Here is a 22,397-nt window from a genome sequence, read left to right on the forward strand (position 1 = left end):
AGTGCTTAAATTAATCATTTATTCCGGCATATTCAATAAAAAGGAAGGCGCCCCTTCATCCGGGATAGTGCCCAACTGTGTGCCCCAGTCGCTGGTTGTAGCCACCATCCCCAAACGTATAGCCGCCCCCGTAAAACCCTTTATCTTGGAGCGATCCAGCTTTCCTTCAAACCGGATCACCCCATTGGATTCCTGTACGGTGCCGATACTGTAAAAGTCGGTACCCGACTGCTGGTCAAAACTGAAGCTGGTTTGCGCCCCGGTATGATAATACATGGCCATAGGAATAGCGGCAGTAGCCGGCTTCAGCAATAGCTGCCCTTCCAGCAGCACATCATATCCCCCACCGGTAAACAATGCTGTCAGCAACCCGGTACCCGCACTGTTGTCGCTATCTATATATACATCGAAAATAACCCCGTCGGCCACCTTACCGGTCATTTCTACATAGAAATACATACTCTGTCCATCGTAATCAAATTTGGCCTTTTTAAACACGCCACCCGCCGGGCCGGCGGTGATCATGTTCTGGCTGATCGTATCCCAGTCGGCCAGGCTGTTATCATTCAGTTTTACCGGGGAAGTTTTGGAGATCCGTAACACCGTAGCGCCCTCTGCCACCACGCCCGCAGCAGACGTGGCATACAGGGTGGGCACATACTTCCCTTTGCCCTTATAGGTATGCACCGGGCTCTTTTCTGTAGAAGTAGTACTATCGCCAAAATCCCACTTCCAGGAGGTGGCTCCTGTGGAGGTATTGTTGAAGGTAACAGTATAACCATCTACATTCACCGTATACACCACCAGCGGCGCCGGCTCGTTATCGTCTTTCTTACAGGCAGTAGCTATACAAAGCAGCAGGAATATATAAAGCAGTTTCTTTTGCATGTTCAGGAAATTTTTAAGGATTCTGGGTACACAGTTTATTCGTTTCTACTTCGTCGATCGGGATGTAGTAAACAATCTTCGGATTATCCGGCTGTATCAGCATCCCATTGTAACCGGAAGGATTGGCAGCGGGATTAATATCCGATTGCTTTAAACCCGGCAAATGATAGCCCCAGTAAGTTCTGTTCATCACCCGTTTATTACGGTAAACATCATAGGTACGGTGCCCTTCGAACGCCAGCTCCAGGCGCCGCTCTTTCAATACCAGGTCCAGCGCCGTTTTACCCGCCGGCACCTGCTGATGATATAATGCACCGGATAAGCCGCGGTTCGACCGGATCATGTCTACATCGTCGAGCGCAGCGGCGGTATTACCCAACTTTGCTTCCGCCTCCGCTTTGTTGAGGTACATTTCCGCCAGGCGGAACAGGATAGGTGAACTCAGCGTGGGACTTCCACCCTGCCCGGAAAACTTAGAGATGTAATAAATATCGATGCCATTTTTTTGTTGCACGGCGCCGCTGCCATCTTTCAGCGGCACAATGTATTTCCAGCGTACATCTTCCGGGTTGGCCGACATGGTATCTCTCAGCGAAGCAGACGCAAATTCCTCGCCCCAGCCGGAGTTACCATCTGAGTAGATCATAGAGGCAATCGAACCAAACTTCTTGTAGTCATCTATCGGAGTAAATGCTACACAAAGAATGGTTTCGCTGGCAGCGGTAGCATTGGCAAACATATCCGGATAAGTAGCTGCGGTAGTTAATGTAAACCGGCCGCTTCCTATTACTTTGTTGGCATAGTAAATAGTACTGTCATTTTTCCCTTCATACAGGTAAGCCCTGGAAAGAAGTGCCCAGGCGGCTTCCCGGGAAGCGTACTGCGGTCCCCGCGATTGATTCATTAACTCCGCCGCTTTGCTGGCATCGGCTATCACCTGTGCATACACTTCTGTTACAGTGGCTCTTGCCTTTTGTGCGGGATCACTGGTAGAGGTACGTAAGATCACACCTGGTGCGGAAGCCTGTTGCGTATACGGCATGGCAAATAACTTCACCAGGTTTAAATGACTGAGCGCCCGCAGGAAATAACATTCGCCCAACATCTGCTGTGTGGCCGCATCCACATGCTGCAGCTTGTTCACCGCCTCTATCACGGTATTGGCGTCATTGATAATTTTGTAAGAGATATACCAGAAATAACGGGTATTCGTTTGCGTGGGAGCATGGTCCAGGGAGAAGCTATAAAACAGCGGATCTTCTGTGGTTTGTCCACATACAATATCATCGCTGGCAAAGTCCGACAACTGGAAATACTGGCGCAGGTACATGTTATTATCATCGGTAGTACCGTTGAAAGGCACATGATCTTTCAACAGTGAATATGCGCCATTTACGGCATTCTTTAATCCCTCTGCAGAGCCGGTAATTGTCTCCGTACTCAGGGCATCGCTGGGATTTACATCTTTCATACAACCGGTTTGCCACAACAGCAAGGGCAGTAGTATCAATATTATAATGGCTGATCTCATGATGAGCGGTTTAGAATCTGAAATTAATGTTGAACAGGTACTGGCGGTTATTCGGATATTTAAAATCCGATACCCCTGGCATCACCTGGGAACCGGGCGTGATCGTGGTTTGCGGGTCCTGTCCGAGGAAATTGGTAAACGTGTGTACATTGTCGGCTGTAAAGCCTACTGTAATGCCGTTCAGTTTCATCCTGGTTACCAGCGCATGCGGCAGCTCGTAGCTCAGGCTGATATTACGCAGGGCGAGGAAACTCCCGTCTTTCAAAAAGCGGGTAGATGTTTGGGTGGAGTTAGCCGAATTTTGCGGACTGGGCTCCGTAGCATCATCACCCGGCTTAGCCCAGGTACTGCTGCCTTTGGGCAGGTTCACCTGGTTGTAGTAAGGTTCATTACCATCGTTTTCAACGAAACGCAGGTTGTTGCTATACACTTTATTGCCCGACAGGAAATAGATATTCACACCCAGCGAAATACCGTTGTAGGTAAAAGTATTGGTCATCCCTCCCTGGAATTTAGGCAGCGCGGAACCCACTTCCTGGTAGGTAGCACTGGCATAATCGGAAGTAGCTTTGGTAGTACCATCTTTGTTCACCACTTCCCACAACGGCGCGCCCGTTTGTTTATCTACCCCCAGCCATTTAGGCATGTAAAATTCATAGAGATTGCCGCCATTGCGGTATATCTGCGAAATACTCCAGGTGGATTGCGTATTGATAATATTAGCGGGGAATTTTTGCAATTTGTTGGTATTGAAGTTGATATTGAAGTCGGTGCTCCATTGAAACTTGCCACTGCGGATGTTAACGGAACTCAATCCCAGCTCTACCCCGTTATTCACCAGCTCACCCACGTTCTGCCATTTGGTTTCAAAGCCTACTGATAAAGGCTGGGATACCTGCAGCAACAGGTTTTTGGTAACGTTGTTATACACATCTACGCTCAGGTCGATCCGTTTAAACAGGCTGATGTCAACACCGCCATTCCATTGATATTTGCTTTCCCAGGTAAGGTCCGGGCTTGGTAACTGAGAGGGCGTAGCAGCGCTTTGCCCATTATACTGGCTGGCCAGTGAAAACAGTGCCAGGTAGCGCGACGACCCGATGTCCTGCGTACCGGTAACCCCATAGCTAGCCCTTAGTTTCACGTTAGTGAAAATGTGATTATCTCTCAAAAAATCTTCATTACTCATTAACCAGGCGGCCGACACCGAAGGGAAGGAAGCATACCGGTTGCCGGAAGGAAAATTGGAAGAACCATCTACCCGGAAGGAACCGGTGAGGAAATATTTATCCTGGAAACTGTAGTTTACCTGGGAAATAAAAGACTGTATGATGGCTTCATTCAGGCTGCCAGATACCTGCTGGTTATTAGCCACCGTATTCAGCACTTTTAGCCCTACCGGCAATCCCTTACCAGAAGCGCCCATCACATCGGTATTGCTGCCCTCAAAGGCAACGCCTGCAAGGCCGCTGATATGATGATCACCCCGATGAAAATCGACCTTCAACAAGTTGTTGGATACATATCCATAGTTGAGCGTACTCAGTTCACTCAAATAGCCGGTAGCATGATATTGCCCGGCTACCAATGGCGAATACCAGGTTTTGTTTTTATTATATCCCAATGATAAGCGGTTGGTGCTCACAAAAGACAACCAATTGGTAATACCGATGTTCAATCCCATATCATAGTTCACATCAAAATTCTTGTAAGGATGTTCTGAATTGTTGATCGTATGAATCGGGTTTACCTTATCGCGCGACCACCATTTGAACGCGGCATTGCCATCTACGTACAATGGTTTTCCCATACTGTCGTACGGATTATCCCAGGGCATGTTCAGAAACGCATAGTACATATCGTTGTAGTCGTATGTTTTGCCAAAAGAACCGCTGAGGTTAATGTTGTTGGTGAGACTGATCCGCGGAGAGAAATGATAGGTAGAATTGGCTCTCAGGTTTACCCGTTGGTAGTTGGTATTCATGAAAGTGCCTTTCTCATTGTAGTAAGACAAGCCCAGGTAATAATCGGCTTTCTCTGTTTTGCCGGCGGCCGACAGGTATATGTTTTGCATGGGTGCGCGGCGAAACATGTCTGTGAGCCAGTTGTAATTTTGATTGCGGAGCGACAAGGGCCGTTCGTTATAAAACTTGAGCAGGTCTATTTTATAGGAGTTGTTGGTAGCACCGGGAATATAGTCGCGGTAATATTCTTTTTGCCGCTCATACAATTCACTGCCATTCATCATATCCATTGTTCCGAAGTCGGGTGTACGGAAACCGGTGGTGATCTTTGCCTGGAATTGTGTTTTGCCCGATACGGCTCTTTTGGTGGTGATGATGATCACCCCTGCGTTGGCCTGGGAACCGTACATGGCGGTGGCGCCGGCATCTTTCAATACCGTTACACTTTCAATATCGTTAGGGTCGTAGTTGCCGCCAATGATACCATCTACCACTACCAGTGGACTCTGCGAAGCATTGACCGAAGAAATACCACGGAGGCGGATTTCGGCAGCAGCACCGGGAACGCCGGAGCTGCTTACTACCTGCAGCCCCGATACCTTTCCCTGCAACATGGTTCCCACATCGTTGGTGGTAACGTCTTTCAATTTTGCGGCGTTAACTACGGTAACAGCGCTGGTTAATTCACTTTTTTTCTTATCGGAATAACCCACTACCACCACCTGGTCGAGCTGACTGCTGCCGGTTTTCAGGATCACCTGCATGCCAGGATGAGCGGGGAGTTCCTGTTTATCGTAACCGGTATAGGTAAAGATGAGTATTTCACCGGGATTGGCGGCCACCGTAAATAGCCCCGCTGCATTCGTAGCATTACCGCGGCTGGTGCCTTTTACCAGGATGGTAGCCCCGGGCAGGGGCATTCCATCGGCCGATCGTACGGCGCCGCTTATTTTCCCGATAGTATCTGTGGGCGGGGGAACAGTAGCCGGGGGCGATATAGGGCGAATCACAAAAACCCCATTGCTCACGGTAAAAGTAACTGGCTGGTGTTGCAGGCATTGCTCCAGCACCGTTTCCACATTGGCATTGTTAACGTGCAGGGTAACAGGCACCGTATTTTTCAGCACCGATTCATTGTATACAATAGTGGCGCCCGACTGCAGGATTATTTCTGCAAATACTTTCTGTAACGGCATGTTTTTCACAGAGAGTGTGACTTGTTGTGAAAAACTCCTGGCGCTTACATGTAAGCAGGTTACCAGGATAAGCCAGGTGGTCATTTTCATCACCCGCAAAATTTTGGTTAATAAAAGTCCCTTGGGGAGAAAAGGTATCTCCTTAAATTTTAAATACATACTTTTAATAAGGTTTAGAATTCTTAAATGATCTTTCGCTGATCTTACAGGATGCTGGACTTTCGCCGGGGGTGTGTCACCACCTCCGGTTTTTCCATTGTTCAAAAGTTATTTCATACGTTGCTGTTTACAGGTTTACGGTAATACCATTACTTGCTTTCCATTAATTTTAAAATGATTGTTGCCGTTTTCTTCGAGTACGTGCAACACGGCTGATAAATTAAGATTCCGGCTGATACCGCCCCCATACAGTTCTTTACCGGGAACGGTGTTATACACAATTTCCACATCATACCAGCGGGCTACCTCCCGCAGGATAGTAGGGAGATCCATATTATTGAAGACGAACAGGCCATTTTTCCAGGCCATAATTTTATTCACATCGGCGGTGCTGATGCGTAGTTTCCCTGCTGTGGGCGACCACACCGCCTGCTGTCCCGGCTGCAATATTTTATCATGCACTTTTATCTTGCCATCGAGCAGGGTAGCATTTACAGTAGGTTCATCGGCGTATGCCATTACATCAAAGCGGGTACCCAGCACCTGTACTTCCATGTCGTTGGTTTGTACGTGGAAGGGCTGGGTAGCGTTGGGCGCAATTTCAAAATAGGCCTGGCCCGTGAGCAGTACCTTCCTGTCTGTGCCTTTGAAGGCGGTGGGATAACGTAGAGAGGACGCAGAATTGAGCCATACTTTGGTACCGTCAGGTAACGTAACCTGGTACTGGCCGCCCCGGGGAACGCTGAGGGTGTTATACACCACTTCTCCGGCGCTGCCATTGGCCTGGTAGTCCAATTGCCCGGGAGAACGCTTTACTACGCGAGCACCGCCCTGCTGGCTCAATGCGCCGTTGGCGGCATCATCCAGGGCAATAGTGCTGCCATCGCCCAGGGTGAGCAGGGCTTTCTTTTGGGCGGGCGCAATTTCCCCGGCAGGGATATGAACCGCCATCTCATTTTTGGGTATAACCTTATACCGATGCCATAAAGCGATACTGCCGGCAGCAGCAATCAACAGCGCCACTGTAGCAGCCACTGCGTAACGGCGGTAGCGAGGCATTACTTTGATGGGCGCTTCCGGTTGCATAACGGGCAACAGCCTGCATAACAGGCGTTGTTTCAATTGCGCAGGATCTTCTCCCGGCTCCAGTGGCAACGGTACTTCGTTATCATCAAAGCTGTGATACCAGTCTTCCAGCGCACTCGTTTCTTCCGGCGTAGCGCGGCCTTTCAGGTAACGTTGAATCAGGTCTTTCAGGTGCTGCATATAGGTAGAGTACAGAAATACAGCGATAACCCTTAGTGTGGGGAGATATTTTTTTTAGAAGAAGAAGGAAAAATAAGGGTATACATCTTTCAGGCGTATCCGCAGGTGTTTCAATGCCTTGGTGAGATGGGCTTCCACTGTTTTTTCGGATAGCTGGAGGGCGGCGGCAATTTCTTTATTGCTGTATTGATCGCGGCGGCTGTATAAAAATACCAGGCGGCATTTTTCAGGTAATTCGTCAATGGCATTCCCCAGTCTCTGCTGCAGCCGGTAAAAATCGAGCAGGTCGCTGTCTGGCGTGGATACCAGCTGCTGTACATCCGGATTATCGAGTGGCTGATCTGGTAATAAGCGGCTGATCTGGCGGAATACGGCATAACGGGTGGCGGTGGCCAGGTAACCGGAGAGATGGCGTATGTCGAGTTCTTTACGTCGCACCCAGAGGCTGGCCAATACTTCCTGTACTACATCTTCTGCGGCGGTACGTATACGTAGGCGATTATAGGCAATGGCATATAGCTTTTCCCAGTAGCGATGAAATATCTCGGTATAAGCAGCTTCATCGGCCTGTTGTAGTCGTTGCAATAGCGCTATGTCACTTAGTTCGTGCAAGTATCCCTCTTTGCAATAAATGTAATAAAAAAAGCAGAAAGCTTTAAGCTTTCTGCTCCTCTACAGCCTTTCCCGGATCACCTTCACGGCCTGTCCTCTTTCCAGCTCGTTGTGTTCCTGCCAGCGGTCCTGCTGCTGGCCTACGAGCCTGGTAGTTTGCCAGGCCAGGAACTTCGCTTCAAGACGTTGGAGGCATAGCTGTTTATTTTGCAGCTGTGAGCGGCTGTCCATGGCCAGTACCTGCAAGCCACTGGGAAGATGCGTGCCCCTCACAGCGGTTTCCACTTTATTCACATGCTGGCCTCCTGGTCCGGAAGCGCGGCAGGCTTCCAGTACTACGTCTTTCACATTCCACGACAACTGTTGTTGTACATCGAATACCGACACACCGGCAAACCAGTTTTTGCGTTTGTGAAATTTACGGTAGGGACTGGGAGAAACCCATTGCACCGTTCCCTCCCACTCTTTGATAAAGGCCGGGAGGCGTTCGCCCTGGGCCAGCAGTGTGGCGGATGACAGGGTGCCTTGCAGGTCGCCTTTTATGTTTTCCAGTACTTCCAGGGAGATGCCCGCCGCACGGCCCTGCTTCAGCATCAGTTCCTGTACCCGGGCCACTACCCTGCTACATTCTGCAGGGCCGCGGCCGGAAGTGATTTGTATAATTGCCTTGTCCATGTCATTAATCTTTATTCATTCTTACAATAGCGGGCATAAAACGGCCCTCGATGTCGATCAGTTCCTGCTGGGCGTTGATCACTGCTTCGATGTCTTTATACGCCAGCGGATTTTCTTCTACGCTGCCACCAATAAGGGTAACGCCTGCGTTGGCCAGCATTTTCTTCATACCCGATACGGTCATGTTTTCTTTGGCGCGCTTACGGCTCATGGCCCTGCCTGCGCCGTGGGAAGCGGAGTATAACGCTTGCTCCACGCCCTTCCCTTTTACGAGGTAGGCCGCCGAGCACATGCTGCCGGGAATGATACCCATTTCGCCGGCATGCGCAGGGGTAGCCCCTTTGCGGTGAATGATAACCCGTTGACCGTTGGGCAGGGTATCCTCCCAGGCAAAATTGTGGTGATTTTCAATGGTGGCCAGTGCCTCCAGGCCCAGCGCCTTCATCAGATTAGCGTGAATCCGGTCGTGACAGGCTTTGGCATAATCGCCGGCCAGGTTCATGGCCAGCCAATACTCCTGACCGGCCTCACTGTGGAGGTCCAGCCAGGCCAGTTGCTGTGCCGACCGTGGCAGCTTACAGCTATCCATAGCGATGCGGGTATAATGCTGCGCGATATTGGCGCCCAGGCCCCGGCTACCGGAATGCGACAACAACGCCAGGTATTGCTTTGGCGGCAGTTGCAGCGCATTGTCTTCCGCCATTTCTATCAACCCAAATTCTACAAAGTGATTACCACTACCAGACGATCCCAGCTGACGCGCTGCTTTGATCTGTAATTTCCGCAGCAGCTCGATCGATTGAAACGCAGGATCATCAAGCACTTCATGCGATTGCTCGAAGGGTAGTCCTCCTTCCATGCCAAAGTGAGTATAGTCTTTCAATGCCACTTTTACCTGGTGGGAAAAGCGTTTCAGGAAACTCTCCCCTTCTGCAAAAATGGTGAGCGCCATCCGGCAACCGATGTCTACGCCTACGGCGAAAGGCAGTACGGCATTATCTACTGCCAGCACGCCGCCGATGGGAAGTCCGTAGCCGGTGTGCGCATCGGGCATTAAAGCCCCCTGCACCGTAACCGGCAGCGACATGGCCACTTCCATTTGTTGCTTGGCCGAACGCTCAATTTCCTTGCTGCCATATACTTTCAGTTGCCCTGCTTTTTCCAGCAGCTCATAACTTTGAAAATGGCATTCCACCGGTTCATCCATAAAGGTGGCGGCAATCTTACCCAGTATTTCATCTCCGTGGTAAGCTGCAGGATCTGCTTTGATGGCTGTTAGCAGCGCCATCAGGTCTGCCTTGCCGGTATGTTTAAAATGTTTGGAAATAGTATTGATAACAAGGCTTCTGGCCCTGTCGTTGGTATAACCTATTTTACTTAGTTCTTTTGTTTTTATACTGCCCATAAAATGGTGATTGTAGTATGTATAATTGTTGCGGGGCGGGCATAGCACGCCCTCTGGGCGCGGGCGCCCATTGTAATATGGTGATGAAGCAACTGCTGGGTGAGGCGTGATGGGGCAAACAATATCCTAACGTATACGCTTATACGATATCCTGTTACAGCCGGAAAATTATTATAAAATATGGCTGTATATACGATCTTGATTTATACTATCTTGTATAAACAATCGGGTAATGTAATGCAGGAAAATACGAGCAATAACAAGGCGTTTGCCTGATCAGGCAAGCAGCAGTGCGGGTGATATGTGGGTACGTTCTGTCATGATTCCTTGTAATTTTAAACGATGAAGAATAAGGAATTCGGGTGCAAAGATATGGTTATTTTCCAAATACCAAATTCCTTTTTTTATCATAGTAATTTCCCGGTAAATAAAACAGATTTTAACATTTCCACCCACGATAAAAAGCTGTTTATAAGCGCGCATGCCGTAAATTTGTATGCGCCCGCACTATTAACCTCCGGTACCAATCCGGACGGGCTTATTCAACAACCGTAAACCTTTTTTTTATGGACAAACAGCTTATTCGCAACGCCTATAAAGTGTACTGGCTTGAAAATGGCAAAGCGCCGGTATCGGTATATGCACTCTGCAAAATTGTAGATATCACGGAAGCTGCGTTTTACGAACAATACAGCTCTCTTGAGTCGGTGGAACAGGATATCTGGTTAGCTATTTTCCAGCAAACACTGGAACAATTGCAGGCAGATGCTACCTATCTCCAGTACAACGCACAGGAAAAACTCCTGGCCTTTTATTTTCTCTGGGTACAAAAACTGAAGGAAGACCGCAGCTACCTGTTACTGCAACGGAAACATTTCCGCCTGCCAGACCTGTACCGCAACAAGCTCGATACCTTCCACGATGCCTTTAATGCGTATGTACGCGACCTGGTAAAAGAAGGCTATCAATCCAACGAAATCAAAGAAAGAAAATATATCTCCGATCAATATGTACATGGCTTCTGGCTACAGGCCCTGTTTGTATTGAAATACTGGCTGGATGATACCAGTCACCAATTTGAAATGACCGATGCTGCGATTGAAAAAGCAGTGAATCTCAGTTTCCAGCTGATTAAATCCAATACCCTGGATAGCTTGCTGGACTTTGGGAAATTTATTTTTACGAGGAAATAAACACCATGAAAGAGCAATCCAACATTCCTACCTCCAAGGTGGAAAGGGCAGGCAGATTTGTTACGACCGGACTTAAAGTTGGTTCCAATTATATCAAACACTACACGCGCAAACTGATGGACCCTTCCACCACGAAGGAAACGCTCCACCAGGACAATGCCGCTGATATCTACGATACACTTAGCAACCTGAAAGGCAGCGCCCTCAAGGTGGCACAGATGCTGAGCATGGACAAAGGAATGCTCCCCAAAGCCTATACAGAAAAGTTTGCGATGTCGCAGTACAGCGCGCCCCCGCTGAGCGGCCCGCTCGTAGTGAATACCTTTGTAAAAACACTGGGCAAATCACCCACCCAGTTATACGATACCTTCGAAATGCAGGCCTCCAACGCCGCTTCCATCGGACAGGTGCATAAAGCCACCAAAGCCGGTAAAACACTGGCCGTAAAAATCCAGTATCCCGGCGTAGCCAACAGCGTGAAATCCGACCTCCGTATCGTAAAACCGTTCGCGATACGCATTGTAGGCATGAACGAAGTGGACATGGATAAATACTTCGATGAAATAGAAAGTAAACTACTGGAAGAAACCGACTACAAACTGGAGCTTCGACGCTCCATGGATTTGTCGGCCGCCTGCGCACATATCCCCAACCTCCGCTTTCCAGGCTACTACCCCGACATGTCGTCTGAACGGATTATTACGATGGACTGGCTGGAAGGCAAACACCTGAAAGAATTTTTGCTGACAAACCCTTCCCAGGAAGTACGAGATAAGATAGGCCAGGCCCTGTGGGATTTTTACCAGTTCCAGGTACATAGCCTGAAGCAGGTACATGCCGATCCGCACCCAGGCAACTTCCTCATGCGCCCCGATGGCACCGTAGGCATATTCGACTTTGGTTGTGTAAAAGAAGTACCGCTCGACTTTTATGAAAATTATTTCCTGCTGGTAGATAAAGAAGTGTTGAAAGATGAAAAACGCCGGCACGAAATATATACTAACCTGGAAATGATCCACCCTACAGATACACCCAAAGAAGTGGAATTTTTCTCTGGGTTATTCCAGCATATGATCGATCTGCTGACGCTCCCCTTCACCGTAGAGAACTTCGATTTCGGTAATGAAGCCTACTTCAACGAGATCTACGCCTACATGGATGAACTGTACAACATGAAGGAAATCCGCGACTCCAAAGTGGCGCGGGGTTCCCGGCATAGTTTGTATATCAATCGTACTTACTTTGGATTATATTCCATTCTCAGTGAACTGAAAGCAAATATCATTACCGGGAATAGCCGGATCAAAGAATTAGCGAAAAGCTGAAAGCATAAAGCACAAAGCTATTGAGGAGAAGAACTTAGCGAGTATTGAAAATTCGCTTCAAGCATTCTCCTCAATAGCTTTGTGCTTTATGCTTTCAGCTTTACGCTCCAAAACACGTTGGTCGAAGAAATATCCGGGTTGGTCGCAACTCGCACACATGATAAATATATAAATTCCTAATTTGCCACCATGAAACGGGAATGGTATCAACAAAAATGGGTTATTATAGCACTCCATATTTTAGGATGGCTCGCATTCATTTCACTGCCTTACCTGCTACATCCCTCGTCAGATACGCATGCGCAGGAACGCATGAATGAAAAACACAAGTGGGAGCTGTATATGTACTTTACAGACCTGGTGATGATTACCTTCTTCTACCTGAATGCCTGGGTATTTATTCCCCGGTTGCTCAACAAAAAAAAGGTGGTAAAATACACACTGTCGGTGCTGGCAGTATTTATTTTTATGATGATGGCACGCTATGAGTTTGAAGTCCTTTTCCTGAACCCTCATGTGATAGATATCAGACCCGCTATCCTTTTTACGTTGCTCGTATTTTTCTTCATCTGGTCTACCAGCACAGCTTTCCAGATGATTGTGGATAAGGTGCGACAGGAAAGAAAAACCAGCGCCCGCGAAAACGAAAACCTGAAAACGGAATTATCGCTGTTGCGTTCCCAGGTGAGTCCTCATTTTATGTTTAATGTGCTCAACAACATGGTGTCGCTGGCCCGTAAAAAATCGGATGTGCTGGAGCCCTCGCTGATCAAGCTGTCGTCGTTAATGCGGTATATGCTGTATGAAGCCGACGAAGACAAAGTGCCGCTGCAAAAGGAAGCAGAGTACCTGCAAAGTTATATTGACCTGCAGCAACAGCGTTTCGGAAAAAATGTAATCATTCATGTGTCCCTGGAAGCTAGTAAAAACACTTATGAGATAGCCCCCATGCTGCTCATTCCTTTTGTGGAAAACGCATTTAAACATGGCACCGGATTAATATCCGATGCTCAGATAGATATCCAGTTGTATACCCGCCCGGGGATGCTCTTTTTTTCTGTGCGTAACAAATACAATCCCATTTCTTCGGAGGTGAAGGATAAAACCAGTGGGATAGGGCTTGTGAACGTAAAAAGACGCTTAAATTTGCTGTACGGTGAGGAGTACGTGCTGCATATCGACAAAAAAGATGATTGGTTTATAGTATCCTTGCAATTAAATCTTCATGGATGATGAAATGTATTGCCATAGATGATGAGCCATTGGCGCTGGACCTGCTGGAAGACAACATCAGCATGGTGCCTTACCTGCAGCTCGCGGGCAAATGCCAGAATGCCTTTGAAGCGATGGAAATACTGCGTCATCAGCCGGTAGACCTGATATTTCTTGATATACAAATGCCCGGGCTTACCGGCCTGCAATTCCTGGAATCGCTGCCCAATAAACCGATGGTGATCCTGATTACCGCTTACGAAAAGTACGCCCTGGAGGGTTTTAACCTGGCAGTAACCGACTATCTTGTAAAACCGGTATCGCTGGAACGCTTTATCAGGGCCTGCAATAAAGCACAGGAGCTCTTCCTGTTGAAATCGGGTAGTAAGGCCAACCGGGAACAGGCAGACTTCTTTTTTGTGAATGTGGATTACAGCTTGCTGAAAGTGGTATTTGCAGACATTACCTGGATTGAAGGACTGAAAGACTATGTAAAAATACATCTCCATGGCAACCCTAAACCAGTGATAACCCGTATGAGTATCAAGGGATTGGAAGAACAGCTACCTCCGGGAAAGTTTATCCGTATTCACAAGTCGCATATTGTATCTGTAGGGGCTATTACCGCCATCCGGAAGAACAGTGTTTTCCTGGATGAAATAGAATTACCTGTAGGAGACACCTACCGGGATTCCGTATACGCGTTAGCCGGAAAATCAGGTCAGTAAAGTATTCCAGGCTTCTCTTCTTTGTTAAAATACTTCCTGGCGCCCGCATTTCGTAGACATATTTTTCCCGCTCATCTCATTTATTTTATTTAATCCACCAACGCGGTATACTTTTGCATCTCTGAATTTTAAATAAAATGCACAAGATCTACTCGTTAATCGCCCTGTTTTTGCTTACCGTCTCTGCCTGGGCACAGGCCCCCGCTGGCGCTGGCGCCAGAATGCCCATGGGAATGAACGGACATCTTTACGGAAAAATTATTGACCCAGATGGAAAACCCGTTGCTTATGCTTCTGTAATTATCCTGCAAAATCGCATGGATACTGTCAGCAAAAAAATGAAGGAAAAACTGCTGAAAGGCGTACTCACCAAAGGCAATGGTGAATTCAGCCTGGATGAGTTGCCTGGCAGGGGCCCACTCAAACTGCGGATTACGGCTACCGGCTATAAAACGGTAGAACAACCTGTTACCTTTCCGCCATTCGACAAAGACCTGGGTAATATTAAGCTGGCTGTCAGCACCACTCAATTACAGGGTGTAACTGTTGCCGGTACCAAACCCATTATGCAGATGGATATCGATAAAAAGGTATTCAACGTGGAAAAAAATATCGTGAGCGCCGGCGGTACGGCTCTCGATGTAATGAAAAACGTACCGTCTGTTAACGTAGACATCGACGGAAATGTAACCCTGCGCAATGCAGCGCCACAGCTCTACATCGATGGACGTCCTACTACGCTTACACTGGAACAGATCCCTGCCGATGCGATCGAAAACGTGGAAGTAATTACCAATCCTTCCGCTAAATACGACGCTTCTGGCGGTAGCGCAGGTATCCTGAATATCGTGCTGAAAAAGAACCGTAAAACCGGTTACAACGGGAATATCCGCGCGGGTGTAGACAAACGCGGCGCGCTCAATGGTGGTGGCGACTTCAACCTTCGCCAGGACAAGGTAAACATCAGTGCCAGCGTAATGGGCAACCAAATGAAGGGACGTACCAATGGTACCACCGATCGTGATAATTTCGGAGACATACCGCACACCCTCATCAACCAGGAAAATGCCAACAAAACCAATGGCGGCTTCATTTTTGGTAAACTGGGGCTCGACTGGTTCGTTACCAACCGCACCACCCTGTCTATCGCAGGTATTAAAGTGCATGGAGCAATGAACCCTACCGAAAGAATTGATATCAACAGCGACACGCTGTTGAATCCTGTTACCCACGGCTTCAGCCAACGGAATTCCAGCTCGCATAATAAATTCAATGCCAATGGATTAGTGCTGGGCATGAAGCACCTGTTCCCTAAAGAAGGAGAAGAACTAACAGCCGATTTCAACTACTTCGGCGGTAAAAGCAACAACAACTCCGACTATAGAACAGACCGGTACGCTGTTGATAAAAACAATATTACCGGCAGCGATATCCAGCAGATCCTCGGTGGTGGCTCTGTGAGCTTCATGACCATCCAAACGGACTATGTGAAGCCTTTCCGCGGCAAGCTAAAACTGGAAACAGGTTTGAGAACTTCTATCCGCACTACGAAAAGTAACTTCAATAACTATATGATGGATCCCGAAACAGGTAAGTACATCCTGATTCCGGCGGCCTCTAATAATTATAAGAATAACGACAACGTATATGCGGCCTATGCCAGCATCTCCAACACCATCAAGAATTTTGGCTATAAGGTAGGAGTACGCGCAGAAAGCTCCAGCTATACCGGCGACCTGCTCAATAATGGCCAGCACTTCAGCAATAGTTACCCGGTAAGCTTGTTTCCTTCCGTGTTTTTAAGCCAGAAGCTGAAACATGACCAGGAGCTGCAGGTAAGTTATACCCGCAGAATTAACCGGCCTAATTTCTTCCAGCTGATACCGTTTACCGACTCAACAGATAAGCTGAACATCACGAAAGGTAACCCAGGCCTGGTACCGGAGTTCACCCAGTCAATGGAAATGTCGTACCTGAAAACGTTTAAGGGTAACAACACCTTGCTGGCATCTCTCTACTACCGTCATACCAACAACCTGATTACCCGTTACCTGACCAACGAAACCGACCCGGTAAATAACCAGAAAATTTTGGTCAATACTTATATCAACGCCAACTCCAGCTATTCTGCCGGTGCTGAAGTTACCGCTATGAATACCATTACCAAGTGGTGGAATATGTCGACCAACGTGAATATCTACAATTCCAAAATCAATACGGATAATGTAGCACAGTCGCAGGATGCCCTCTGGAGCTGGTTTGGAAAGCTCAACAACACCTTTAAACTACCCGCTAATTTCGAGGTGCAGCTTACCGGTACTTATCAGTCCAAAACCAACCTGCCGGTAAACGACAACAAGGGTGGTCCGCAAAACGGCCCCATGTTCGGTCAGTCGCAGAATGCCTCCCAGGGGTATATTGCTTCCTTCTGGGGTGTAGATGCGGCTATCAAAAAGAGTTTCCTGAAAAACAATGCTGCCTCCGTAACACTGAGCGTGAACGATATTTTCAGAACCCGCTGGTCAGATCAGTACTCTGAAAGCGCTTACTTCACACAGTACTACAGCCGTTTGCGTGACCCGCAAATGATACGCCTCAACTTTGCTTACCGGTTTGGTAAAATAGATGCCAGCCTGTTCAAGAGAAAGAATATGGGCGCAGGCATGCAGGGAATGCAGGAAGTGATTCAATAAGAAGTTGTCTGTTATATTTAAGCGCCGGAATGCGAAGGGAAGCCTAAGCATTCCGGCCTTTTTCGTCCGGGTAAAACGACTGTACCGTATCACTCTGCCACACTTCCTTGGTATCAATATTCATCGCAGAAATCTTGCCCATAAAGGCCGCGCCGGTATCTACGTTATGTACATTACAGGCAATCATGGGCAGTACTTCTCCATAATTAACACTGGGGGTATGACCAATATAAATTTCCTGGAACAGCAATAAACGTTTGGGGTAGAACCGTGCATCGCGCGGCATTTGCGGATCCAGTGCCAGAGCCAATTCCCAGAGGCTGCGGTCCCAATACAACATGGGAGCAAACCTTTCAAATTCAGGCCCATGCGTAGAGGTAAAGCCGGCGTGTACAAACAAGCGCTTTTGTGTATCGATGTAAAAAAGGCGCATATCGTTGAAAAAAGCAGTATGCCTTTGCAGCTGCGAAGGGGACAACTTTTCATAGCTGGCGATGGTAGCCGCGCCACCGTTCCTTATCCAGGAAGCTTCGGGCATAACACCTTTCAGCCAGGACTCACACCAGGCATCATGATTACCTTTGATAAAAATACAGCGATAGGTTAATTCCAACTCCATCAGGTACTCCAGTACGCCGGCCGACTCCGACCAGCCATCTACATAGTCTCCTAAAAAAATCAGTGTATCAGCTTCTTTCGGCGCAATCCGTGCTATCAGTTGTTTTAAGGCTTTCAGCGCGCCGTGTATATCACCTATTACGTAGGTTGCGGACATGTTTAAATTTGTTTGTACATAATATCCGTTCTCAGCACATATTTCACACCGGCCGTCAGCAGGGAGCCTTCATGCCGTAATGGGTGATGAAAGATCAGCGCGGTGCCGGTTTCCGGGCGAATGACTTCACCAGAGGCAAAAATGGTTTCTCCCCCGGTATATGCTTCGTTCAGATAGATCATAAAAGTATATTGGCTGGCTTCAAAACGGTTCCGCTCGAAACTCCCGTCCTTATGCATTTTAAAGCGTTGTCCGGGACTGTATTTATAAAAACGGAACAATTCATTCAGACCAACGGCTACCCGGTTATCTGTGCCCTCCGGCGCAAATTCGTGCAGGCGCTCCCAGATAAAGGTAGCATATGCTTTATCCTTATACAATACCCTCTCATTATTTCGTACACCTTTGATCAGGCGCTGCACACCATTCCCCACGTCTACCATGGCTTCTTCATAGCCAAGGGCTTCACTTTTTTCAATCAGCGCGCTGCATTCTTCCAAAGAAAAAAATTCACGAATCGTGAAAATGCCGGGATTGTAAGTATACTTTTCCATGGTCGTTATGATTCTGTAGGTACATTAATCTGGAAATTGTTTTTCTTCAGGTGTTTATTAAAGCGGTAAAGCTCAGGATGCCTGTTCTTCAGTCCTTCCCGCTTCATGCCGGTATTGATAACATATTCCGCATCCAGGATCTTGCGGCGGAAATTGCGGCGGTCAAGCGTGGTATGCAGGATACATTCATATAACTCATGCAGCTCTGTGATGGTAAACAGTTCATCCAACAACTCGAAGCCCACCGGATGGTACAGTATTTTCGATTTCAGCCGCTGTAAGGCCGCCTTAAAAATGTGTTTATGGTCAAACCCCAGCACCGGCAGCTTCCTTACATTGAACCATTTTACGTCGTTGGCCATACTACCTGCCACGATTTTGAACTTGGCAGGATTAATAAGGGCGTAATACCCTACGGCAATTACCCGTCCCCGGGGATCCCTGCCCGGATCGTCGAAAGAATATAACTGCTCCAGGAATACTTCGTTCATGCCCAGCTTGGTTTGCAGGATGCGGGAACAGGTGTCCAGGAAGGTTTCCTCCATCTGTAAAAAACCTCCCGGCAGCGTCCAGCAGTCTTTAAACGGCTCCTCTTTGCGGTTGAGCAGCAATACAGACAGGGTATTGTCGTGGTAGCCAAATACAACGAGGTCTATGGCGAGAGAGGGGTTTCTATATTCGTGAAAAAGCTTCATGGGTTGTTTGCGTCAATATAACGTGAAGTAACAATTTTTTTGGGAGAAAACCTAAAAAAAAGGCATGATCTGCCTTACTCCCCCTCAGATAAGGGGAAACAAAACGTTTCCGTTGGTTCATTTACGTATTTTTTTTAACGTGAGAATTTACCAGCCAAGAAATACCATTCCTATCCCACACAGGGTCACCACTCCTCCGCCTATGGCATGTACGTACCGTTCGAGTTTATCTGTTTTAATAATGGAATAACCATAACAACCTATCAGTACCATGGCTAACATGGTAATAACGGTAACGATCGCAAAAACGCTAATCAGCACCATCACTTCCAGGGAAGAGCGATGTGCGCCCGAATAAAATAACAGCGGCACCAGGGGCTCGCTGGGGCCCATTACAAAAATGGCAAACAATATCCAGGGGGTTACTTTCACCCTGTTTTGCGGATATACTACCTCTCCATGTTTATGTTCATATACATAAATATCTCCCCCCTCATATACATCAAAATGCTTGTGTGGCTTATTCAGCCATGCCTGTCGCAGTCCCCATACCAGGTATACCGCGCCGAAGGCCAGCAGGCACCAGCCGGAAAGATTACCTCTCACATCAGTAAACCACGCCAGCTTCGACAACTGCCATCCCAGCAATACACCGATCAGCCCTATAATAACAGAACTGAAAATATGCCCGAAACCACAGAGGATGGTCCAGAAAACGGTTTTGGACATACTCCATTTCCTGGAGCGCGACAGCACAATAAAAGGCAGGTAATGATCCGGCCCGGTGGCGGTATGTAGGCAGCTGATGGTAACCGCCGATAGTATCAATGTTGTTAACCCAATATTCATAGTACTTTCATTACTGCCGTCACTACCGCGGCTTTCCATAAATGTTGCTGTATTTTACGGAGACAGTTAAACAACTGCTCTCCACCGTTGCCCAGTATCCTGACCACGGTGCTGTAAGGCCCGCTGGCCGAGGCGCCGGCAACAATCCCGTCCTCTCCTTCCAGTAAAATGTATAGCTGATCCGGTAAATCGGCCGCCACACCAGCACCTGTATTCACATAAATGAGTGTGGCCTGGTGTGTATATCCTTCCATCTGCCCAATTGCCTCCATCGACAACAACTGAGGCTGCAGCAACACATTGTCTTTTACAATCAGTTTATCCCCATAAAACACGGAAGTAACGTTCTGAAAATGGCTGAAGCGGAATACTTCCCCTGAATGTTTGCGGCCACAGGTCACAATTTCACCGAAGGTGAGCTCGCAGTTGTTGCCCATCCGGATAATGTTGCGGCCTTTGAAGATGGCATTTTCGTGCGGCACTACCGGGTGTTGTACATAGCTGAATACACTGTTGGGTTCCAGCGTAACCAGCTGCTGTTGCTGCGCGCCACGCTGCATATTGAACAGGCGCTGGTACGATTGTGACTGCAACTGCAACCGGCTGTTGCTTTCTACCTTAATATCAATATCGTAATGATCGCCATCCAATATCCCCGGTGAGGAACTCATCACCATCAGGTACAGTGAGGGATCCGTTTTGTGTTCCCCTACGTTCGCCACCCGGAAAGGGCGCGTGAAGTAGGTGTCCCGCAAAAAGGAGCGCCCATTTTTATACCCGCTTATTATACGCAGCTTGTTAATCATTCCTATTCATTTATCTTACCAGCGCAGGTTCCGCTGCATCCTCCAGTAAAGCATATTTCTTAATCCAGCCAATCACCGTATCCAATCCTTGTAGCGACATGAGGTTGGTAAACACGAAAGGCTTGCCGGCGCGCATTTTGCGGGCATCGCGTTCCATCACGCCCAGGTCGGCATGAACATAGGGCGCGAGATCTATTTTGTTGATCACCAGCAGGTCGGAGCGGGTAATGCCCGGACCACCTTTACGGGGAATCTTATCTCCTTCCGCCACATCAATCACAAAGATGGTGACATCGGCCAGGTCGGGACTGAAAGTAGCAGACAGGTTGTCGCCACCGCTTTCTATCAGGATCAGTTCTATTTCCGGGAAACGGGCAGCCATTTCATCCACCGCTTCGAGGTTCATGCTGGCATCTTCGCGGATAGCGGTGTGCGGGCATCCGCCGGTTTCTACACCAATAATCCTTTCTTTGGGCAGCAGGCTGTTTTTGGTTAAAAACTCTGCATCTTCTTTGGTATAAATATCATTGGTGATCACCCCTATGCTATAGGTATTCATCAGGTGCCTCGACAATCTCTCTATCAGGGCGGTTTTACCAGATCCTACCGGTCCGGCTACTCCTATTTTCACATATTTTCTATCGCTCATGGTTAATTACTTTTTTTATTAAGACATATACAAGCGGGAGTATAATTTTTCGTGCTGCATACAGCGGATATCGAATCCTATGTTGCAAACACCCACCAGTTCCCGGTCCAGGTGGATGGTTTTTTCTATCAGCTCTGCTATCACCGGTTGCAGGTCAAACAGAATATCCTGTCCTTCCAGTTGCCCCAGGGGCACCAGTTTCACGGCATTGGTAATCATCCCGATGGCAGCGTTATAATAAAAGGCGTACAACGCTTCGGTAAGCGGAATGTCCATCAGCGCGGCATACATACCATAAGTCAGGCAGTAGTGGCCTTCTGCCGTTTTAGTAGCAATAGCGGCAGCGTATTCTTCTGCCAAAGGGCTATTATACTTTCTGCTGAAAATTTTTATCAATCGTAGTCCCAGCTTCTGGCTGGCCTGCCTGATCTCTTTGGGCAGCTTCAGCGCACCCACTTCTTCATCCAGCAGCAGCAGGGCTTTGAGGTCGTTGCTGGCAGCTGCATTGTAAGCCAGGCATACAAAAGCGCCATCATTGTAATGCAGGTTGGCGGTAAGCATTTGTTCCACAAATGCTTTGGCAGAAGCCCTGTCATGCACCAGCCCTTGTTGTACATAGGTTTCCAGGCCATTGGAATGAGAATAGCCGCCAATGGGCAAAGTAGGATCGCTGAGGTGCAACAGGCTGCCTAAAAACGGGTGCTGCATATGTTAACGTTCTTTTGCTGCCATGCCTAAAATTTTAGAGAACAACGAGCTACCGCCACCATGGCTATGTGGCTGCACGTGGGCGTTGAGCAGGTTGGTAAGCCGGGTATGCGCTTTCACGGTATCATAGCCACTAGCCGCCAGCCAGCGAAAAATGGGCTCTTCAAAAGGAATGAGCACCTGGTCGTTTTGTATAAAAACAGGCAGGTGTTTATTGCCAATCTCATAGCATACACTACCCATTTCCAATAAGGAGCGGGGAGTAACCACAATGGCATCACTGGGCAGGATATCTACCACTACTACTTTCTCATCATCCATATACAGGATATCCCCCTGGTGCAGGCGCTGCCCCTCTTTCAGAAACTTAATGGCGATCTCCAATCCACCCTGCGTATGCTTGCGCTGTATGCGTTTCGTCATTTCGTACCATTCCAGTTGCAACAGGTCTACCTTCCGGTTACCTGTTGCCATGGATGCGATATTGCCAGCTATTTTTTCTATGATCATACAG

Annotated in this window: 20 protein-coding genes; 5 read left to right on the forward strand and 15 right to left on the reverse strand. The window is 48.0% G+C overall.

All coding sequences use genetic code 11. The features are described 5' to 3' along the window. Positions 1-18 precede the first annotated feature (18 nt). The 7 genes from HGH91_RS23190 to HGH91_RS23220 form a co-directional block, all read right to left on the reverse strand. Positions 19-888 carry a PKD domain-containing protein gene (locus HGH91_RS23190; protein WP_168741179.1) on the reverse strand — a complete coding sequence of 290 codons (870 nt, stop codon included), beginning with the start codon at positions 886-888 and terminating at the stop codon, positions 19-21. Positions 889-901: 13 nt separating this feature from the next. Continuing rightward, on the reverse strand, positions 902-2,419 hold the full coding sequence (locus HGH91_RS23195; RefSeq protein WP_168741180.1) for a RagB/SusD family nutrient uptake outer membrane protein: 1,518 nt from the start codon (positions 2,417-2,419) through the stop codon (positions 902-904). Positions 2,420-2,429: 10 nt separating this feature from the next. Then, positions 2,430-5,669 carry a SusC/RagA family TonB-linked outer membrane protein gene (locus tag HGH91_RS23200; RefSeq protein ID WP_168741181.1) on the reverse strand — a complete coding sequence of 1,080 codons (3,240 nt, stop codon included), beginning with the start codon at positions 5,667-5,669 and terminating at the stop codon, positions 2,430-2,432. 204 nt (positions 5,670-5,873) lie between these two features. Next, positions 5,874-7,004: a FecR family protein gene (locus HGH91_RS23205; protein WP_168741182.1), complete on the reverse strand. Its 1,131-nt coding sequence runs from the start codon at positions 7,002-7,004 to the stop codon at positions 5,874-5,876. A 54-nt stretch (positions 7,005-7,058) separates the two neighbouring features. Then, positions 7,059-7,616 carry an RNA polymerase sigma factor gene (locus tag HGH91_RS23210; protein WP_168741183.1) on the reverse strand — a complete coding sequence of 186 codons (558 nt, stop codon included), beginning with the start codon at positions 7,614-7,616 and terminating at the stop codon, positions 7,059-7,061. 60 nt (positions 7,617-7,676) lie between these two features. Next, positions 7,677-8,291: a peptide chain release factor H gene (prfH, locus tag HGH91_RS23215; RefSeq protein WP_168741184.1), complete on the reverse strand. Its 615-nt coding sequence runs from the start codon at positions 8,289-8,291 to the stop codon at positions 7,677-7,679. A 4-nt stretch (positions 8,292-8,295) separates the two neighbouring features. Next, complete coding sequence (locus HGH91_RS23220; RefSeq protein WP_168741185.1) at positions 8,296-9,696, reverse strand: RtcB family protein; 1,401 nt, start codon at positions 9,694-9,696, stop codon at positions 8,296-8,298. Between the two features lie 566 nt (positions 9,697-10,262). Between HGH91_RS23220 and HGH91_RS23225 the strand changes: the two genes are divergently transcribed. From HGH91_RS23225 to HGH91_RS23245, 5 genes are all read left to right on the forward strand, one after another. Next, positions 10,263-10,889 carry a TetR/AcrR family transcriptional regulator gene (locus HGH91_RS23225; RefSeq protein ID WP_168741186.1) on the forward strand — a complete coding sequence of 209 codons (627 nt, stop codon included), beginning with the start codon at positions 10,263-10,265 and terminating at the stop codon, positions 10,887-10,889. A 5-nt stretch (positions 10,890-10,894) separates the two neighbouring features. After that, on the forward strand, positions 10,895-12,214 hold the full coding sequence (locus HGH91_RS23230; RefSeq protein ID WP_168741187.1) for an ABC1 kinase family protein: 1,320 nt from the start codon (positions 10,895-10,897) through the stop codon (positions 12,212-12,214). A gap of 189 nt (positions 12,215-12,403) precedes the next feature. Further along, positions 12,404-13,447 carry a sensor histidine kinase gene (locus HGH91_RS23235; protein WP_168741188.1) on the forward strand — a complete coding sequence of 348 codons (1,044 nt, stop codon included), beginning with the start codon at positions 12,404-12,406 and terminating at the stop codon, positions 13,445-13,447. Continuing rightward, positions 13,444-14,154, forward strand: coding sequence for a LytR/AlgR family response regulator transcription factor (locus tag HGH91_RS23240; protein WP_247651824.1), 711 nt, complete (start codon positions 13,444-13,446; stop codon positions 14,152-14,154). The genes HGH91_RS23235 and HGH91_RS23240 overlap by 4 nt, the downstream gene beginning before the upstream one ends. A 137-nt stretch (positions 14,155-14,291) precedes the next feature. After that, positions 14,292-16,847: an outer membrane beta-barrel family protein gene (locus HGH91_RS23245; protein WP_168741189.1), complete on the forward strand. Its 2,556-nt coding sequence runs from the start codon at positions 14,292-14,294 to the stop codon at positions 16,845-16,847. Positions 16,848-16,890: 43 nt separating this feature from the next. On the opposite strand, the gene HGH91_RS23250 is transcribed toward HGH91_RS23245, so the two are convergent. The 8 genes from HGH91_RS23250 to ureE form a co-directional block, all read right to left on the reverse strand. After that, the gene (locus HGH91_RS23250; protein ID WP_168741190.1) at positions 16,891-17,622 is read right to left on the reverse strand and encodes a metallophosphoesterase family protein; all 732 of its coding nucleotides are present in this window, start codon (positions 17,620-17,622) and stop codon (positions 16,891-16,893) included. 2 nt (positions 17,623-17,624) lie between these two features. Then, on the reverse strand, positions 17,625-18,176 hold the full coding sequence (locus tag HGH91_RS23255) for a 2OG-Fe(II) oxygenase (protein ID WP_168741191.1): 552 nt from the start codon (positions 18,174-18,176) through the stop codon (positions 17,625-17,627). Between the two features lie 5 nt (positions 18,177-18,181). Then, complete coding sequence (locus HGH91_RS23260; RefSeq protein ID WP_168741192.1) at positions 18,182-18,871, reverse strand: NUDIX hydrolase; 690 nt, start codon at positions 18,869-18,871, stop codon at positions 18,182-18,184. A gap of 147 nt (positions 18,872-19,018) precedes the next feature. Then, positions 19,019-19,759 (reverse strand): hypothetical protein, encoded by a 741-nt coding sequence (locus HGH91_RS23265; protein WP_247651825.1) that lies wholly within the window; start codon positions 19,757-19,759, stop codon positions 19,019-19,021. Next, positions 19,717-20,526 carry an urease accessory protein UreD gene (locus HGH91_RS23270; protein ID WP_168741193.1) on the reverse strand — a complete coding sequence of 270 codons (810 nt, stop codon included), beginning with the start codon at positions 20,524-20,526 and terminating at the stop codon, positions 19,717-19,719. Before HGH91_RS23270 ends, HGH91_RS23265 begins: the two co-directional genes overlap by 43 nt. Positions 20,527-20,536: 10 nt before the next feature. Continuing rightward, positions 20,537-21,175, reverse strand: coding sequence for an urease accessory protein UreG (gene ureG / locus HGH91_RS23275; protein ID WP_168741194.1), 639 nt, complete (start codon positions 21,173-21,175; stop codon positions 20,537-20,539). An 18-nt stretch (positions 21,176-21,193) separates the two neighbouring features. After that, positions 21,194-21,883, reverse strand: coding sequence for an urease accessory protein UreF (locus HGH91_RS23280; RefSeq protein ID WP_168741195.1), 690 nt, complete (start codon positions 21,881-21,883; stop codon positions 21,194-21,196). Between the two features lie 3 nt (positions 21,884-21,886). After that, positions 21,887-22,393 (reverse strand): urease accessory protein UreE, encoded by a 507-nt coding sequence (gene ureE / locus HGH91_RS23285; protein WP_168741196.1) that lies wholly within the window; start codon positions 22,391-22,393, stop codon positions 21,887-21,889. Between the last annotated feature and the right edge of the window lie 4 nt (positions 22,394-22,397).

Source organism: Chitinophaga eiseniae (assembly GCF_012641265.1).
In the GTDB taxonomy this organism is placed as follows: domain Bacteria; phylum Bacteroidota; class Bacteroidia; order Chitinophagales; family Chitinophagaceae; genus Chitinophaga; species Chitinophaga eiseniae_A.

What these genes read in the sequence shown, in the direction of transcription:
- HGH91_RS23190 (WP_168741179.1), bottom strand. Translation starts at nt 888, where the DNA reads ATGCAAAAGAAACTGCTTTATATATTCCTGCTGCTTTGTATAGCTACT.
- HGH91_RS23195 (WP_168741180.1), bottom strand. Translation starts at nt 2,419, where the DNA reads ATGAGATCAGCCATTATAATATTGATACTACTGCCCTTGCTGTTGTGG.
- HGH91_RS23200 (WP_168741181.1), bottom strand. Translation starts at nt 5,669, where the DNA reads ATGAAAATGACCACCTGGCTTATCCTGGTAACCTGCTTACATGTAAGC.
- HGH91_RS23205 (WP_168741182.1), bottom strand. Translation starts at nt 7,004, where the DNA reads ATGCAGCACCTGAAAGACCTGATTCAACGTTACCTGAAAGGCCGCGCT.
- prfH (WP_168741184.1), bottom strand. Translation starts at nt 8,291, where the DNA reads ATGGACAAGGCAATTATACAAATCACTTCCGGCCGCGGCCCTGCAGAA.
- HGH91_RS23220 (WP_168741185.1), bottom strand. Translation starts at nt 9,696, where the DNA reads ATGGGCAGTATAAAAACAAAAGAACTAAGTAAAATAGGTTATACCAAC.
- HGH91_RS23225 (WP_168741186.1), top strand. Translation starts at nt 10,263, where the DNA reads ATGGACAAACAGCTTATTCGCAACGCCTATAAAGTGTACTGGCTTGAA.
- HGH91_RS23230 (WP_168741187.1), top strand. Translation starts at nt 10,895, where the DNA reads ATGAAAGAGCAATCCAACATTCCTACCTCCAAGGTGGAAAGGGCAGGC.
- HGH91_RS23235 (WP_168741188.1), top strand. Translation starts at nt 12,404, where the DNA reads ATGAAACGGGAATGGTATCAACAAAAATGGGTTATTATAGCACTCCAT.
- HGH91_RS23240 (WP_247651824.1), top strand. Translation starts at nt 13,444, where the DNA reads ATGATGAAATGTATTGCCATAGATGATGAGCCATTGGCGCTGGACCTG.
- HGH91_RS23245 (WP_168741189.1), top strand. Translation starts at nt 14,292, where the DNA reads ATGCACAAGATCTACTCGTTAATCGCCCTGTTTTTGCTTACCGTCTCT.
- HGH91_RS23250 (WP_168741190.1), bottom strand. Translation starts at nt 17,622, where the DNA reads ATGTCCGCAACCTACGTAATAGGTGATATACACGGCGCGCTGAAAGCC.
- HGH91_RS23255 (WP_168741191.1), bottom strand. Translation starts at nt 18,176, where the DNA reads ATGGAAAAGTATACTTACAATCCCGGCATTTTCACGATTCGTGAATTT.
- HGH91_RS23260 (WP_168741192.1), bottom strand. Translation starts at nt 18,871, where the DNA reads ATGAAGCTTTTTCACGAATATAGAAACCCCTCTCTCGCCATAGACCTC.
- HGH91_RS23265 (WP_247651825.1), bottom strand. Translation starts at nt 19,759, where the DNA reads ATGGAAAGCCGCGGTAGTGACGGCAGTAATGAAAGTACTATGAATATT.
- HGH91_RS23270 (WP_168741193.1), bottom strand. Translation starts at nt 20,526, where the DNA reads ATGATTAACAAGCTGCGTATAATAAGCGGGTATAAAAATGGGCGCTCC.
- ureG (WP_168741194.1), bottom strand. Translation starts at nt 21,175, where the DNA reads ATGAGCGATAGAAAATATGTGAAAATAGGAGTAGCCGGACCGGTAGGA.
- HGH91_RS23280 (WP_168741195.1), bottom strand. Translation starts at nt 21,883, where the DNA reads ATGCAGCACCCGTTTTTAGGCAGCCTGTTGCACCTCAGCGATCCTACT.
- ureE (WP_168741196.1), bottom strand. Translation starts at nt 22,393, where the DNA reads ATGATCATAGAAAAAATAGCTGGCAATATCGCATCCATGGCAACAGGT.